The organism is Pedobacter sp. Leaf170 (assembly GCF_920984665.1).
In the GTDB taxonomy this organism is placed as follows: domain Bacteria; phylum Bacteroidota; class Bacteroidia; order Sphingobacteriales; family Sphingobacteriaceae; genus Pedobacter.
This window is the reverse complement of sequence record NZ_CAKLBP010000009.1, coordinates 61351-77244: the sequence shown is the minus strand read 5'-3', so window position 1 is coordinate 77244 and position 15894 is coordinate 61351. Positions and strand designations below refer to the sequence as shown.

Sequence of the window (15894 nt, the reverse complement as noted above, 5' to 3'; positions counted from 1 at the left end):
TTTTACATTTTTTTTTATTGGCCGATTTTGATACATTCACGAACCTATAAATATGACAGTACTAAAAGCCATTATTGTTGATGATGAAGAGTTTGCACGTTCATCACTTTTTTTTCTGCTGCAACAAAATTGTCCGGATGTAGAAATTACCGGCATTGCCCGTTCTGTAGCTGAGGCTAAAGATATTTTGGCTCACCATTCTATTGATTTAATCTTTTTGGATATAGCCATGCCCGGTGGAAATGGTTTTGAATTAATTCCGGATGCGCAATTGCACAACGCAGCAGTAATTTTTACAACCGCTTATGACCAGTATGCGTTAAAAGCAATTAAGGCAAATGCCCTTGATTACTTGTTAAAGCCTATTGATATTGATGAACTTAAAACTGCCGTAGAAAAAGTTGCATTGCACACTAAATTGCATCAGGCTAGCGATAATAAAGATGAGCGCATTACCAATTTAGCATCTAGCCTATCTAATAGAAATGAAATTAGAAAACTCACTTTGCCTTACGGCCAGGGTTTTAAAATGGTTGATATCGACGACATTATATATATCGAAGCAGATAGCAATTACTCCGTTTTTCACTTAAGCAACCACGATAAAATTACAGTTTCGAAGGTTTTAAGAGAATTTGAAGAAATATTACCATCAGAACAGTTTGTACGTATACATAAATCAAGCATTATAAATCTTAACCATTTAAAAGAATATAATTCTAAAAATGGTTTACAAGCTTACCTTAAAAACGGCCAAAGCATAAATGTATCCAGAAGAAGGGCAAGTGACTTTTTTGAAAGAATAAAACATTTCACAAAATCTAATGGAGAACATTAGGCAGACCATAGCAAGCGATTTTGAAAAAAGTTTTTTTAAAACGGTATTAGTTTCTGTATGCCTTATTTTTTTGCTTCTCTCCTGCGCCTGCTTTGCACAAACAACTTATTTGCCTCACTATACTTCTAAAAACGGTTTAGCAAGTAATAATTGTTATTATATCCATCAAGATAAAAAAGGTTTTATTTGGATAGCAACAGATGCAGGCTTAAGTAGATTTGATGGCACAAATTTTCAAAACTTTACCATTGAAGATGGCTTGCCTGATACACAAATACTTCAAATTAAAGAAGATAGACAAGATAAACTCTGGTTCTTAGCCTTAAATGGGCAGCTTAGCTATTTAAAAGATGGTAAATTTTACAATGGCAACAACAGCGAACTTTTAAAAAAACTGAATTTTAACACAGTTATTGTTTCTTTTCTAGAAGATAAAAAAGGAAGAATATGGCTTGGAACAAATTCAAACCTGATTGTATTATGGGATGGAAAATCTATCAGCAAGTTTGTGTCGCCAAATATAAACCAGCAGTTTACCAACGCCTTCTTACATGAAGATGAGGTTGGCAATATATATGCCTACAGCGATGAAAGTACACAGAAATTTAATGGTAATTCTTTTTCGCTGATAAGCAATAACGTTAATCCGTTATCTTATATGGCAGCATTTAATGCACCCGACAGGTCTTTATATTATTTGGATGGTTTTGGATTAAATCAATTTCAAAAAGGTAAAATAAATTCGATAATAAGGATACCTGATAATTTGCTTAAAAATATGTCGGGTTATTTTTATTACGATGCAAAAGAGCAGGAAGTTTGGTTGGCCAGTAATAATGGAGCACTGGCGCTGAGTAAAAGCGGTAAAACTGTAATGTATTTGCAGGGTATTTCTATTAATCAATCGATAAAAGATAATAGCAATAATATGTGGTTTGCAACAAACCAAGGTATTTACATGTTGCCAAACATTAACTCAAGATTATCCATTATTGATGCCGAATCCGGCTTGAGTAGTAATGTAATTAAAAGCATTGCAAAAGATTCGAAAAACAGGTTATGGTTAGGTACCGATGATGCTGTAATCGATATTTTAAACATTAGCAATTTCGAAATCGATGAAGTTGGAATGGATGATTACAAAAAATATAAAACCATTAAACAAATAACTTACGATCCGAAAAATCAATCGGTATACTTTGCTTCTGATTATGGTTTAGGTGTTTTTAGAAACATTTACAAAACCAAAGATGATGTTAAATACCTGAAAGAAACCAATAATTCGATGTTTGTGATTAAACATTTTAGCTTAAGTGAACGAGACAATCATTTGGCTATTGCATTATCATCTGGCGTGGTTTTTTTATCCGATAGAATAAATCAATTAGAGTTTAATTCATTAAAATATAAAGAAAAAGAAGACTTCTTTAAAAACCGGTCATACCACGTATTTTATGATAAAAATGGAAGTTTATGGTTTTCAAACATCAACGGATTATTCGAATTTAATAAGGTCAGCCTTATACATCACTACAGAAATAATACACTTTTAACTAAAAGAATTAATGATATACAACAATTACCAGATGGAACTTTAGTTTTAGCAACTGATGGTTATGGTGTTCTTTTCTATAAAAATAACAAGATTGTAAAGCAGCTCACCCAAAAAGATGGTTTAACAAATGATATATGCACAAAGTTATTTATTAAAAGCAAAGAAATTTGGGTGCTCACAAATAAGGGCGTTAATAAGATTTCAAATTATCAGCAATCTGATGTAACCAATTTTGATTATGGAAAGGATTTATTAACTGAAGATGTTAACAGTTTGTACATTGATGATAGCACCGCTTATTTTGCAACCAATAAGGGTTTAATCTTATTTAAGTACAACAACAAGAATTTACCCAGAAATCTACCTAAGGTTTACATCACCTCGATTATAAAGGATAAGGAAAGATTATCAATTGATAAAGATAATTTTGTATTTGAAAGTGGCAATAACACAATCCTTTTTACTTTCGGTGCGGTAGATTTTACAACAAGTGATATTACATACCGATATCGTTTAAATGAAACATCCAGTTGGGTAGAAACCCGAACAAGAAGACTTGATTTTTCGGCACTACAACCAGGAGATTACAATTTTGAAGTGAGCGCTAAAAGCCAAAATAACGCATGGGGACCATCGGCTAAAATTTCATTTACCATTAAAGCGCACTTTTGGCAAAGCTTCTGGTTCTTATCATTAATTATTCTGCTTGTTGGTTATATATTTTATCGCCTCGCGGTGTACATTACCCGCAGACAAAAAGATAAAGAACAAGAACAATTATTGCTTAAAAACAGGATTTTGATGTTAGAGCAACAGGCATTGCAGGCGATGATGAATCCTCATTTCGTATTTAACGTAATGAATTCTATACAACATTACATCAATACACAAAATACAACTTCAGCAAATAAAGTGTTAACAGGTTTTGCCAGGTTAATTCGTAAAAACCTCGAAATTTGTACCAAAAGCTATATCACAATAGAAGAAGAATTAGAATACCTTAATCTTTATCTCAAGTTAGAAAAAAACAGATTTGGGGATAAACTCCAATATATTATAAATGTTGATGATAATATAGATAAAGATGAAACTTTAATTCCATCTATGCTGCTACAACCTTACGTAGAAAATGCGATTTGGCATGGCATAATGCCCAAAGAAACTGGTGGAGAAATTCAAATTAACATTAAAATTGAGAAGGAAAACACTTTAAATATCGAAATTATTGATGATGGCGTTGGTATAGAAAATTCTTTAAAGGCTAAAAAAGATAAACACATTAGTAAAGGCATGCAGCTTACCAAAGAAAGATTAAATCTTTTAGGTCAGATTGAAGCAAAACCTATACAATTAAAAGTATATCAAAACACTACAAATGGCACTTCTGTATTCATTTCAATACCATTATAAACAATATTTACCGTTTACTCAATTATTAATACCACTCACTAAATAAGAATAACGTTGTATGCTGTTTAGCCTTAAACTTGTATTAGAAATAAACGATAGTGTTTATCAAAGACGTTCTTATAGAATTGATATAGATATTTAATAACCTAACCTAAAACTATATCTTAATTCAGGTTTCATTTGTGTGTTAAAAGCGGTCTTGTTTTTTAAAAGCGAGACCGCTTTTTTTTAGCCAAAAATTTTATTTTTGTTTATGTCTCTAAACAATCTTGCAAAGCACATAGAAGCATTAATTTTTTCATCTGTGCAAAGCATAAGCATTCAAGAAATTATCATTGCACTTAATGGGGTTTTTAATGAAGAATTTTCTGAACAATTAATTGAAAAGGAAGTAAAAATACTCCAGACTAAATACGATAACGCTGATAATGTTTTAGAATTGGTAAGCTTAAATAATGGCTTTCAGTTCTTAACGAAAAAAGATTATCACGAAACCGTAAATCAATTACAACTTCATCGTTCTAAAAAGAAGCTTAGCCAGGCCGCTATGGAAACTTTGGCCATAATTGCTTACCGCCAGCCAATAACAAAGTTAGAGATTGAGCAAATTCGTGGTGTAAATTCAGATTACTCTGTGCAAAGACTATTGGAGAAAGAATTAATTAGCATGGAAGGTAAAGCCGAAACACCAGGAAGGCCAATCCTTTATAAAACCAGTGGTACTTTTATGGATTATTTTGGATTAAATAATATATCGCAATTGCCACAACTAAAAGACATAAGCAAAGAAGAAAATGCTATTGGTACACCAATTGATTAATATTTTTAATTTGTTTAAAAACAGCTTGTTATAAAAAAAAGTTTTTTCGTATTTTTATACTATAAAAGCAATTTTTATTTTTGTGATATGAAAGCGCCAAAGAAACTCCCCACTAAGCCAACTACCAAAAAACAGGTAGATGAAGATGATGATCTTGAAGATGACGACACCGTAAGCACTGGAAAGAAATCACAAGATGAAGATGATGCCGATTTTGACATTCCGCTAGATGATCTCGATAATTTTGATAATTTCGATGATGAAGATGACGATTTTTAATTTCTAAATAATATATATTTGAAAAAGCATCCTACCGCTTGGTTGGATGCTTTTTATTTTTAAAACTACCTCATGCAAATAATATCAGTAAATAATTCATCAACAAAACAAGATTTTTTAAAAGTTCCGAAATTATTATACAAGGAAGATAAAAATTGGATTTGCCCTTTGGATAGCGAAGTTGAAAATGTTTTTGAACCTGCAAAAAACAACTTTTTTAACCATGGTAAATGTACAAGATGGATTTTAAAGGATAAAGACGGAAATTTGACAGGCCGAATAGCTGCATTTATAAATGATAAAAAAGCGCATAATTACTACCAGCCAACAGGCGGAATTGGTTTTTTTGAATCTATTGATAATCAGGAAGCTGCATTTTTATTGTTTGATACTGCAAAAAACTGGCTTACTGAAAATGGAATGAAAGCCATGGATGGACCGATTAATTTTGGCGAAAACGATTCGTTTTGGGGTTTGCTTGTAGAAGGCTTTACTCCCCCATCTTTTGGTATGAATTATAATTTTCCATACTATCAAAAGCTTTTTGATGCGTACGGCTTTAAAACTGAGTATGAACAATTAACCAACCATATAAATTTAACAATTCCGTTTCCTGAACGTTTCACCAAAATTGCAAATTGGGTGCGTAATAAACCTGGCTATACATTTGAGTATTTCGACAAGAAAAATTCTGAAAAGTATATAGATGATTTAATGGAAATTTATAACGATGGCTGGCAAAATTTCGAAAACTTTGTTCCGATAAAAAAAGAAACTTTACAAGAAAGTTTTAAAAGTATGGAACCCATTATGGATGAAAAACTAATTCAATTTGCATACTTTAATGGCGAACCGGCATCATTTGTTGTGCTTATACCCGATGCAAACCAAATGATTAAAGGTTTTGATGGAAAGCTCGGCTTAATTGAAAAACTAAAGTTTGCCTACCGTCGTTGGGTTGGCGTATCCAGAATGAGGGCAATTGTTATGGGTACAAAACCAAAATTCCAGAAACATGGCTTAGAGTCGGTTTTATTTATAAGATTAGGCGAATATGTTCTGCCTAAAAACCAGTATAAAGAATTGGAATTAAGCTGGGTTGGTGATTTTAACGAACAAATGATTTCCATACATAAAGCTACAGGCGCAACCTTTGGAAAAAAACATTTAACGATGAGAAAGGTGTTTTAAGCAAAAAAAATTCATTACCAGGCACTAAGCAATCTTAAGGCTAAAGTTTCAAGATTTTAGCGAATGTTGTGAGATTGCTTTGTGCCTCGTCATGACAAAAAGCTAAATCCCCAATTTATCATAAAGCTCAATAACCTTTTTCCGAAGTTTATTGAGCTCTTCTTCTTTATCTAAAAGTTGTTGTTTTAAATCCAAAAGGTCTTCATTCGTTTCAGATTCATCTAGCATCCCGGTAATTAAGGCTGCAGGCGGAACTTTAAATAAGTTTGCAATTTGTATTAATCTCGAAATGTTTAAATCAGTTTGTCCGGTTTCTATTTTACAGAATGCCGGTGTAGAAATATCAAGATGTTTCGCAGCATCGGCCTGACTTAAACCTAAATCAACCCTCCGCTTCTTGATATTGTCCCCAACATTTTTCATTATCTTTTTAAAGATGCAGCTAATTCTGGCAAGTCAAAACCTGCATAATTACCAGAACTCATCATCAATAGATTTGCATTACTATAATTTAAACCCAACAAATAAGCCTTTAATTCCTTTGCATCATTAAAAAACTTTAGATTAGGATTTGCAAAAGCTTCGCGAACATCTTCTTCAGAAAATGGTTCCATTCTCTTTTGCTCAAAGCTTTTTAAATCAATAAATACAATTGCATCATCAGCGTTATCCATCGAACCTGCATATTCTTTTAGAAAGTCTTTATTCAAACTACTGAAAGTGTGCAATTCTATACAAGCAACAAGTTTTCTATCTGTAAATTGGGTTTTAACAGCATCAATTGTAGCTTTTAATTTAGATGGAGAATGAGCGAAATCTTTATAAACATTAGTTAAATCATCAGAGGAAATGACTTCCAAACGCTTTGCTGCACCTGTAAATGAAGAAATCGCTTCATTAAACATTTTAGCATCAATATCGAGTTCATTGCAAACTAACTTTGCTGCATTTAAATTCATTAAATTATGGTCGCCAAAAATCTTTAGCGCAGTACGTTCTGGTAGTAAATAGGTTATTCCATTAACAATTTCATGTTCGGGAATTGCATATGCATTTTTTTTAACATCAGCTTTTGAATGCTCAACGATTTCATTTAAGTCTTTATCAGCCTTGCAATAAATTAATGAACCTCCAGCTTCAATCGTATTGATAAATTTATCAAACTGTTCGGTGTAATCTGCATACGTTGGGAAAACATTGATATGATCCCAGGCTATACCACTTATTACCGCCACATTGGCATGGTAAAGGTGAAATTTCGGACGCCTGTCAATTGGTGATGAAAGATATTCATCTCCTTCAATTATCATAACCGGAGCATCTTCTGTTACTTTAACCATGGTTTCAAAACCTGCAAGTTGTGCACCAACCAGATAATCAAAATCACGTTTGTAAAAATTCAAAACATGCAAAATCATGCTGGTAATGGTCGTTTTACCATGACTGCCACCTATTACAACTCTTAATTTATTTTTGCTTTGCTCGTAAATATATTCAGGATATGAATAGATTTTTAGGCCCAGTTCCTGCGCCTTTATTAATTCTGGATTATCAATTCTGGCATGCATGCCCAAAATTACTGCATCTAAATAATGAGATATCCTTTCAGGATTCCAGCCCATTTCTTCGGGAAGCAGATTATATTTATCTAACCTTGATTTTGCAGGTTCAAAAATTACATCATCCGAACCGCTAATCTGGTAACCTTTTTTATGTAAGGCAATTGCTAAATTGTGCATGGCACTTCCGCCAATTGCGATAAAATGTATGCGCATATTTTAATTATTGAATTTTGAATGAGTGAATTTTGGAATGAATGCTGCTCACCTCATCCGATTCACATCATACATTTTACTTTTTTTCAAACTGAGCCGCAACCCAATCGCCATTTTGTTTATGGTCTAAATATTTTATACCGTATTTAGCACATTCGGCAGTAATCATGCTTAAATCCGGGTCTAAAAAAAATCCACTAAAAAAGATTTTACCTTGTGATTTTAACACTTCTGCATATCTCCCAATTTGATCTAAAAGAATATTTCGGTTGATATTGGCTAAAATAATATCATAGCTATCATCAGGAATAACTTCTTTACTGCCACAAATTGCCAATAAATTAGTAACCTGATTTAGGTTAGCATTTTCTATCGTACTTTCATAACAAACGTTGTCGTAATCTATAGCCGTTAACTTTTCTGCACCAAGTTTTGCTGCTAAAATTGCAAGAATTGCCGTACCGCAACCCATGTCCAACACATTTTTTCCCTTAAAATCATTTGTTAAAATATACTGCATCATCATAGTTGTAGTTTGATGATGACCTGTACCAAAAGACATTTTTGGGTCGATTATAATTTCGTAAGGATATGATGGCTGAGGTTCGTGAAATGTTGCTCTTACATAGCAAACATCATCAATAATCAATGGACTAAAATTTTTCTCCCACTCGGCATTCCAATTTTCATCTGCAACATCTTCTAAAATGTATTCAGCCTGAAAATCATCAGCGTAATTATCGAGCAGGTTTTTCAATTCCTGCTCGATAAAATTTTCTTTAATTACAAAAGCGGTAAAACCTGCCTCACTATCCTCAAAAGTATCAAAGCCTAAATCTGCCAAATCGCTTATTAGCAAATCCTGTTGATAATCTTCTATGCTTTTGAACTTAAAAATTGCTTTAATGTATTGCATTTAGCTATTTAATGCTTTAATAATGTCCATAAAATCGCGTGATTTTAATGAAGCGCCTCCAATTAAACCACCATCTATATCTTTTTGAGAGAATAAACTTACCGCATTACCTGGATTGCAACTACCGCCATATAAAATTGTAGTATCATCAGCGATGTTAAAGCCATAGTTTGCCTCAATTTCTGAGCGGATAAATGCGTGAATATCCTGCGCTTGCTCTGGAGAAGCTGTTAAACCCGTACCAATTGCCCAAACCGGTTCGTAAGCAATTACAATTTTAGAAAAATCAGTATCGCTTAAGCTAAAAACGCCTTCTACTAATTGTTTCTTCAAAACCTCATAATAACTTCCGTTGTTGCGCTCGTCTAAAGTTTCGCCAATACAAAAAATTGGAGTTAAGCCATTTGCTAATGCAACTTTAGTTTTCTCAGCAAGTAATTCATTGCTTTCAGCAAAATATTGTCTGCGTTCTGAGTGACCTAAAATAACATACTCTGCACCAACAGATTTCACCATTTTGGCAGAAGTTTCGCCAGTATAAGCACCGCTTTCTTTATCGCTAATGTTTTGAGCACCAATTTTAACATCGTTGCCGCCAAGTTTCGTTAAAGAATTTAAATGAATAAATGGAGCACAAATAATAGCCAATTGTTCGCCTTTACGTTCATCTTTAACCATATTTACAATCTCACTAAATAACGAAACACCTTCGTTATAGTCTAAATTCATTTTCCAGTTGCCTGCTACTATTTGTTTTCTCATTATATTTTAGTTTTGATTATTTAAAGTTCAAGATAATTTTAAAAATTTCTATGTGCTGCCGTCATCTCATAAACCTTGCTTAAGATTTCCTTTTCAGCATCATTAAAGATTACATTTTTCCTGCCAAACACCTTCTCTGTTGTTTCAAACATTTTATTAAGTTTATAGCTTTCGAAACCATCTGCCCCGCCCCAGCTAAAATCGGCAATATGGTTAGGAGGTAAACCGCCACCAAAAATATTTGCGCTAACGCCAACAATTGTACCTGTATTAAACATGGTATTGATACCAGATTTAGCATGATCGGCCATGATTAAACCGCAAAATTGCAAGTTCGTATTACGCATTTTTTTGCTTTCGTAATCATAGAGTTTTACTTCAGCGTAATTATTTTTTAAGTTAGAGTTATTGGTATCTGCACCTATGTTACACCATTCACCCAATACCGAATTTCCTAAATATCCGTCATGCCCCTTGGCAGAATTACCCCAAATTACGGAATTGTTAATTTCACCACCTGCTCTGCTATTCGGCCCTATAGTTGTACCTGAGTAGATTTTAGCACCCATTTTAATAGATGAATTTTCACAAAGCGCAAAAGAACCTCTAATTAAACTTCCTTCCCAAATTTCAGCATTTTTACCAACATAAATTGGTCCGTAGCCGCTATTTAAAACGCTACATTCAGCTTTTGCACCTTCTTCGAAAAAGATATCGTTGCCCAACAATTGGTTTGTACTGCTAATTTTAGCTGATCTGCGTCCCTTAGTTAAAAGTTCAAAATCCTTCCTTATCTCAGCAGGGTTGTTTGCAAAAATCTCTTCGGGATAAGTAATCTTAACAACTTTAGTATTGTATTCTATCGGTTTTAGCTGCTGCTTAACCTGTTCTAAGACTAAATGTTGACCTGCTTTGTAAGCTAAAATATGATGCTCGTGTTTGAGATACTCCCCTAATTTAAGTCCGGAAATCGCACTAAGCAATTCGTTATCAGGACAAACAGAGCCATTAATAAATAGCGTTCCACCATTTTTGGAAGGATATTTTACCGAAAGGTAGTATTGTGTATTAAAACCAAAATCTGCATTTAAGTATTTTGCCCATTTCTCTGCTATAGTTAAAATTCCTACACGCAAATCGGCGACAGGCCTTGTAAAAGTGAGAGGACGTAATGAATCCCAACTGGAATCATCAAAAAGATTGATTATCATAAGTCACAAAAATAAAAAAAGTCCCGATGCTTTTGGCAAAGGGACTTCAAAAAATGCTTTGTACAGCTAAAATTATTTTTTAGCGTAACGGTTTTTGAATTTATCGATACGTCCTGCAGTATCAACCAATTTCATTTTACCAGTATAAAAAGGGTGAGAAGTGTGAGAAATCTCTAATTTATAAAGAGGGTACTCATTACCATCTTCCCATTTAATAGTTTCTTTAGTATCTACGCAAGATTTTGTTAAAAAAGCATATTCGTTAGACATGTCTTTGAAAACAACTGGTCTGTAGCTAGTAGGGTGCAAATCTTTTTTCATCGTGTTTTATTTTCTTTTAATTGTAATGAAGCTATCTCGCTTGCGCTTCGATGGTTTCATTTGAATATTATTTTAGTTATCTGTGTGAAACTTTCAATTACAATTTTGCAATTTGCTGGCAAAAACGCTTATGTCAATTTCTATTACTCTTTTTTATCTCTATTTTAGAGGTTGCAAATATCCAAATTTTATTTCTGATAAACAAGTGTATGAAATAAATATTTTAATATTATTTACTTACCACTTCAAAATGCAGCTAACTAATTAATTAATGCATTTATACAGCACACCTTGCCAAAAATTTTAGCGAAGTTACAATCATTTCCATTAATCAGTAAAGCTATCTTTCATTATCTTTGCCGCTCAATTTAAAAGCGTAAAACATTGATCGACGTAAATAACCTTTCTGTATCTTTTGGCGGCACTACACTTTTTAGTGGCGTATCTTTCTCTATAAATGAAAATGATAAAATTGCCTTAATGGGCAAAAATGGGGCAGGTAAATCTACCTTGTTAAAAATTATTGCCGGTGCTGGCCAGGCCACAACGGGGAATGTTTCTGGTCCGAAAGATGCAGTTATAGCCTATTTACCACAACATTTACTTACAAAAGATAATGTAACCGTTTTCGAAGAAACTTCAAAAGCTTTTAGCGAAGCTTACCACATGCGTGATGAATTGGAACGTTTGAACGAGCAATTGAACATTCGTACCGATTATGAAACCGACGATTATATGAAGTTAATAGAGCAGGTTTCGGAATTGAGCGAAAAATTTTACTCGATGGAAGAGGTAAATTATGATGCTGAAGTTGAAAAGGTTTTAAAAGGACTTGGCTTTTTACGTAGCGATTTTACACGCCCAACTTCTGAATTTTCTGGCGGATGGCGCATGCGTATAGAATTGGCAAAAATTTTATTAAAAAAGCCTGATTTGATATTATTAGATGAGCCAACCAACCACATGGATATTGAAAGTATTCAATGGCTTGAAGATTTTCTAATAAATTCTGCAAAGGCAGTAATTGTAATTTCACACGATCGTGCTTTTGTAGATAACATTACCAATCGTACAATTGAAGTAACAATGGGACGCATTTACGATTACAAAGCTAAGTACACACATTATTTACAATTGCGTAAAGAACGTCGCGAACACCAGCTTAAAGCTTATGAAGAACAACAACGTTTTATAGCTGATAACCAAGAATTTATAGACAGATTTAAAGGTACTTATTCTAAAACCTTACAAGTGCAATCGAGGGTTAAAATGCTCGAAAAACTTGAAGTAATTGAAATTGATGAAGTAGATAATTCTGCTTTGCGCTTAAAATTTCCGCCTTCTCCAAGGTCAGGCAACTATCCATTTATGGTTGAAGATTTAACCAAAGCCTATGGCAACCATGTCGTTTTCCAAAAGGCACACATGGTTATAGAACGCGGACAAAAAGTTGCTTTTGTGGGTAAAAACGGTGAAGGAAAATCGACTATGATTAAAGCACTTATGGGCGAAATTGATTTTGAAGGTGATTTAAAAGTCGGTCATAATGTAAAAATCGGTTATTTCGCTCAAAATCAAGCTTCATTATTAGATGAAGATTTAACTGTTTTTGATACGATAGACCAAATCCCAACCACAGAAAACAGGTTTAAAACTAAAGATTTACTAGGCGCTTTTATGTTTAGCGGCGATGATACCACGAAAAAAGTTAAAGTACTTTCTGGTGGGGAAAAAACACGATTGGCTATGATAAAACTTTTACTGGAGCCGGTTAACGTATTAATTCTCGATGAGCCCACCAACCACCTTGATATGAAAACTAAAGACATTATTAAAGATGCTTTAAAAGATTTTGATGGCACTTTAATTCTTGTTTCTCACGATAGAGATTTCTTGGATGGTTTGGCAGAAAAGGTTTTCGAATTTGGAAATAAGCGTGTTCGCGAACATTTTGAAGACATTAAAGGCTTTCTTGCACATAAAAAAATGGATAGTTTAAAGGAAATTGAAAAATAGTTTTTCAATTCGTCACCCCCATTATGCTTAATATATTTCAGCATCTTAAAGATTTGTAAAGCAAATTTTGCACTTCAAATTAATGTTAGTCAGGCTTTCCGTTAAATCTTTTTAGCGGAAATTTTGTGCTACACAAATATGTATTCAACTAAAAAGGATACCACTCCAATCCTGTTTAGTTGGCAAATATTCTGCAAAGAACTAAAATATCCAAACCGAAATCCCTAGGTAGTGCTTAATTGCAAGGCAATAAGCAATATCTGCTTTAAATATTGATTATCCGAAATTTTAAGAGCAGGCTTTGCCCTAAAACGACGGCCAGATTAGAGCAATATTGTAATTCTTATTTTCAATCGGCATTTACCTTACCATAAACGAATACTTTAAACCTGCAGAGCTTATTACTTACTATATTTTTTCCAGGTTTCTACTTTTGCTTTTTGCCTTGCAATGTAAGCATCAGCAATTACTTCGGCAGAGCTCTTACCTTCGGTAGTTTCCAACAATTCCTTGAGCTTGTGTTGGTCAACATCGGCTTTATAAAGAATTTGAATAAGCTTCGGGAAATCGTTATCAACTAAATATGCAAAAGCGTCAACCATGGCATCACGAAGTTGATTTTCTGTTAGATTTTCATTAATATCGAAATCTTTGCTGATAATTTTAATAAGCGACAATGAACAAGGGTTTTTGGGATTAACGGATTTTAAGATTATGATTTACTATTTAGCGCAAAGCGATGAAACACAAAATTAAGGTAAATAAACCTGATAGAAACGAGCATCCCGAATTTCTCGGGATAAAGTGTATAGCAGGACTAAAGAAGCGATGAAAAGCAGAACCAAACATTTTCAAGTTACAAAATAGCTTAAAGATTCCCACATTGGCGAGCATAACGAGATTGAAAAAAAAGTCATCATCCATTCTCCATCATCATTTTACATCATCCATCTTACATCATTCCATCTTTTAAACCCATTTTATTTCCTGACAAAGCTCTATTAAAACCCCATTAGTATCTTTTGGATGTACAAAGCAAACCATTTTATTGTCTGCACCCTTTTTTGGTGTTTCATTTAAAAGCGTAAAACCATTAGCCTGAAGCCGCTCCATTTCTTCTAAAATATTATCGACAGCGAAAGCAATATGGTGAATGCCCTCCCCTTTTTTAGCCAGAAATTTTGCAATTGCACTATCATCAGAAGTCGCTTCCAGGAGTTCTACTTTATTTTCTCCAGATTTAAAAAACGCTGTGTTTACGTATTCTGAAGCCACTGTTTCAGTTTTATAGCAGGATGTATTTAGCAAAAGCTCGTAAAGTGGAACGGATTTACTTAGGTTATTTACGGCTATGCCAATATGTTCTATCTTGTTCATCGTTTTAAAAGGTTGGTTAAATGTAAAAATGCATGTTTTCTTTATAACCTCATAGGCATTATTTATAATTGTTCGGAAAGTTTTTTTGTATCTTTGTAATTATAATTAAGAGAATAGAGATGAAACAGCCGATATATTTAGATAATAACGCAACAACACCTTTAGACCCAAGAGTGTTAGAGGCGATGCTACCTTACTTTACTGAGAAATTTGGAAACGCCGCTAGCCGTAACCACGCTTTTGGATGGGTGGCTGAAGAAGGGGTAGATTATGCTCGTGAGCAAGTGGCCAAATTAATCGGCTGTACTGAAAAAGAAATCATTTTTACATCGGGCGCAACTGAGGCAGATAATTTAGCCATTAAAGGTGTGTTTGAGATGTATAAAGAAAAAGGTAACCACATTATAACTGCGGTTACTGAACATAAAGCCGTTTTAGATACTTGTAAACATTTAGAAAAAAATGGTGCTAGAGTAACTTATTTAGGCGTAAAAGAAGACGGTTTAATTGACCTTGCTGAATTAGAAGCGGCGATGACACTTGAGACGATTTTAGTTTCTATAATGTATGGAAACAACGAAATCGGTGTTATCCAGCCAGTTAAAGAAATTTCTGCAATTGCACATAAACATGGTGCTTTATTTATGACTGATGCTACGCAGGCAGTTGGTAAAATTCCGGTTGATGTAAACACTGATGGTATTGATTTAATGGCTTTTTCGGCGCATAAAATGTATGGTCCGAAAGGTGTAGGTGCACTTTACGTACGTAGAAAAAACCCCAGGGTTAAAGTTACTTCACAAATGGATGGTGGCGGCCACGAGCGTGGAATGCGCTCTGGTACATTAAACGTTCCGGGCATTGTTGGTTTAGGTAAAGCTTGCGAACTTTGTCGTTTAGAAATGGAAAGCGAATCTGTTCGTTTATCAGGATTACGCGACCGTTTAGAATCTACTTTAAGCAAAATGGAAGAAAGTTATGTTAACGGTAATGTAGAACATCGTTTACCACACGTAGCTAATATCTCTTTCAAATATGTTGAAGGTGAAGGTTTGATGATGGCCATGAGCGATTTAGCAGTATCATCTGGTTCTGCTTGTACTTCTGCTTCTTTAGAACCGTCATACGTTTTAAAAAGCTTAGGTTTATCTGATGATTTGGCACATTCTTCTATCCGTTACGGTTTAGGTAGATTTACAACCGAAGAAGATATTGACCACGCCATCGCAATTACTGAGAAGGCAGTTAATCACTTAAGAGAACTTTCTCCACTTTGGGAAATGTTTAAAGAAGGTATTGACTTGAGTAAAATTGAGTGGGCAGAACATTAATTTGCTGCGCAAATTAATGTGTTAAAAGTTGTACGTTATAAGTTTTAAGTCTGGAAGTATAAGTATAAAGCGATTAGACTTAGCACAGATAA

15 protein-coding genes are annotated in these 15894 nt (G+C 33.8%); 7 read left to right on the top strand and 8 right to left on the bottom strand.

The features are described from left to right. Window positions 1-52 precede the first annotated feature (52 nt). The 5 genes from LUA90_RS18220 to LUA90_RS18200 all read left to right on the top strand — a co-directional run bounded on the left by LUA90_RS18220 (window position 53) and on the right by LUA90_RS18200 (window position 6093). Window positions 53-838: a LytTR family DNA-binding domain-containing protein gene (locus LUA90_RS18220; protein ID WP_231492008.1), complete on the top strand. Its 786-nt coding sequence runs from the start codon at window positions 53-55 to the stop codon at window positions 836-838. Continuing rightward, window positions 825-3803, top strand: a complete 2979-nt coding sequence (locus tag LUA90_RS18215; protein WP_231492006.1) for a sensor histidine kinase — start codon at window positions 825-827, stop codon at window positions 3801-3803. Before LUA90_RS18220 ends, LUA90_RS18215 begins: the two co-directional genes overlap by 14 nt. 253 nt (window positions 3804-4056) lie before the next feature. Next, window positions 4057-4623, top strand: coding sequence for an SMC-Scp complex subunit ScpB (gene scpB, locus LUA90_RS18210; RefSeq protein WP_231492004.1), 567 nt, complete (start codon window positions 4057-4059; stop codon window positions 4621-4623). An 87-nt stretch (window positions 4624-4710) separates the two neighbouring features. After that, entirely contained in the window at window positions 4711-4902 is a 192-nt protein-coding gene (locus LUA90_RS18205) for a hypothetical protein (protein WP_231459855.1), read from the top strand. A 72-nt stretch (window positions 4903-4974) separates the two neighbouring features. Then, complete coding sequence (locus tag LUA90_RS18200; protein ID WP_231492002.1) at window positions 4975-6093, top strand: GNAT family N-acetyltransferase; 1119 nt, start codon at window positions 4975-4977, stop codon at window positions 6091-6093. 102 nt (window positions 6094-6195) lie between these two features. Here LUA90_RS18200 and LUA90_RS18195 read toward each other — a convergent pair whose 3' ends face one another. The 6 genes from LUA90_RS18195 to LUA90_RS18170 all read right to left on the bottom strand — a co-directional run bounded on the left by LUA90_RS18195 (window position 6196) and on the right by LUA90_RS18170 (window position 11078). Then, entirely contained in the window at window positions 6196-6516 is a 321-nt protein-coding gene (locus LUA90_RS18195) for a helix-turn-helix domain-containing protein (protein ID WP_231492001.1), read from the bottom strand. Then, on the bottom strand, window positions 6516-7868 hold the full coding sequence (gene murC, locus LUA90_RS18190; protein WP_231491999.1) for a UDP-N-acetylmuramate--L-alanine ligase: 1353 nt from the start codon (window positions 7866-7868) through the stop codon (window positions 6516-6518). The genes LUA90_RS18195 and murC overlap by 1 nt, the downstream gene beginning before the upstream one ends. 76 nt (window positions 7869-7944) lie before the next feature. Then, complete coding sequence (gene prmA, locus LUA90_RS18185) at window positions 7945-8784, bottom strand: 50S ribosomal protein L11 methyltransferase (protein WP_231491998.1); 840 nt, start codon at window positions 8782-8784, stop codon at window positions 7945-7947. Beyond that, entirely contained in the window at window positions 8785-9546 is a 762-nt protein-coding gene (tpiA, locus tag LUA90_RS18180; RefSeq protein ID WP_231491997.1) for a triose-phosphate isomerase, read from the bottom strand. It abuts the gene before it with no gap. Window positions 9547-9584: 38 nt separating this feature from the next. Beyond that, entirely contained in the window at window positions 9585-10757 is a 1173-nt protein-coding gene (locus LUA90_RS18175; RefSeq protein WP_231491996.1) for a putative sugar nucleotidyl transferase, read from the bottom strand. 72 nt (window positions 10758-10829) lie between these two features. Further along, the gene (locus LUA90_RS18170) at window positions 10830-11078 is read right to left on the bottom strand and encodes a type B 50S ribosomal protein L31 (protein ID WP_025142617.1); all 249 of its coding nucleotides are present in this window, start codon (window positions 11076-11078) and stop codon (window positions 10830-10832) included. Between the two features lie 384 nt (window positions 11079-11462). Here LUA90_RS18170 and LUA90_RS18165 point away from each other — a divergent pair, with 384 nt between their 5' ends. Next, complete coding sequence (locus LUA90_RS18165; RefSeq protein WP_231491995.1) at window positions 11463-13094, top strand: ABC-F family ATP-binding cassette domain-containing protein; 1632 nt, start codon at window positions 11463-11465, stop codon at window positions 13092-13094. 401 nt (window positions 13095-13495) lie between these two features. On the opposite strand, the gene LUA90_RS18160 is transcribed toward LUA90_RS18165, so the two are convergent. Beyond that, the gene (locus LUA90_RS18160; RefSeq protein ID WP_231491994.1) at window positions 13496-13771 is read right to left on the bottom strand and encodes a hypothetical protein; all 276 of its coding nucleotides are present in this window, start codon (window positions 13769-13771) and stop codon (window positions 13496-13498) included. A gap of 292 nt (window positions 13772-14063) precedes the next feature. Beyond that, entirely contained in the window at window positions 14064-14471 is a 408-nt protein-coding gene (mce, locus tag LUA90_RS18155) for a methylmalonyl-CoA epimerase (RefSeq protein WP_231459864.1), read from the bottom strand. A gap of 119 nt (window positions 14472-14590) precedes the next feature. On the opposite strand from mce, the gene LUA90_RS18150 reads away from it, so the two are divergent. Further along, window positions 14591-15802, top strand: a complete 1212-nt coding sequence (locus tag LUA90_RS18150; protein ID WP_231491993.1) for an IscS subfamily cysteine desulfurase — start codon at window positions 14591-14593, stop codon at window positions 15800-15802. Window positions 15803-15894: the final 92 nt, after the last annotated feature.

Bases quoted from the DNA above. Each gene is read 5' to 3' on its own strand.
- prmA (WP_231491998.1), bottom strand. From the start codon at position 8,784: ATGCAATACATTAAAGCAATTTTTAAGTTCAAAAGCATAGAAGATTAT.
- LUA90_RS18215 (WP_231492006.1), top strand. From the start codon at position 825: ATGGAGAACATTAGGCAGACCATAGCAAGCGATTTTGAAAAAAGTTTT.
- LUA90_RS18175 (WP_231491996.1), bottom strand. From the start codon at position 10,757: ATGATAATCAATCTTTTTGATGATTCCAGTTGGGATTCATTACGTCCT.
- mce (WP_231459864.1), bottom strand. From the start codon at position 14,471: ATGAACAAGATAGAACATATTGGCATAGCCGTAAATAACCTAAGTAAA.
- LUA90_RS18220 (WP_231492008.1), top strand. From the start codon at position 53: ATGACAGTACTAAAAGCCATTATTGTTGATGATGAAGAGTTTGCACGT.
- LUA90_RS18205 (WP_231459855.1), top strand. From the start codon at position 4,711: ATGAAAGCGCCAAAGAAACTCCCCACTAAGCCAACTACCAAAAAACAG.
- LUA90_RS18200 (WP_231492002.1), top strand. From the start codon at position 4,975: ATGCAAATAATATCAGTAAATAATTCATCAACAAAACAAGATTTTTTA.
- scpB (WP_231492004.1), top strand. From the start codon at position 4,057: ATGTCTCTAAACAATCTTGCAAAGCACATAGAAGCATTAATTTTTTCA.
- LUA90_RS18195 (WP_231492001.1), bottom strand. From the start codon at position 6,516: ATGAAAAATGTTGGGGACAATATCAAGAAGCGGAGGGTTGATTTAGGT.
- murC (WP_231491999.1), bottom strand. From the start codon at position 7,868: ATGCGCATACATTTTATCGCAATTGGCGGAAGTGCCATGCACAATTTA.
- LUA90_RS18150 (WP_231491993.1), top strand. From the start codon at position 14,591: ATGAAACAGCCGATATATTTAGATAATAACGCAACAACACCTTTAGAC.
- tpiA (WP_231491997.1), bottom strand. From the start codon at position 9,546: ATGAGAAAACAAATAGTAGCAGGCAACTGGAAAATGAATTTAGACTAT.
- LUA90_RS18170 (WP_025142617.1), bottom strand. From the start codon at position 11,078: ATGAAAAAAGATTTGCACCCTACTAGCTACAGACCAGTTGTTTTCAAA.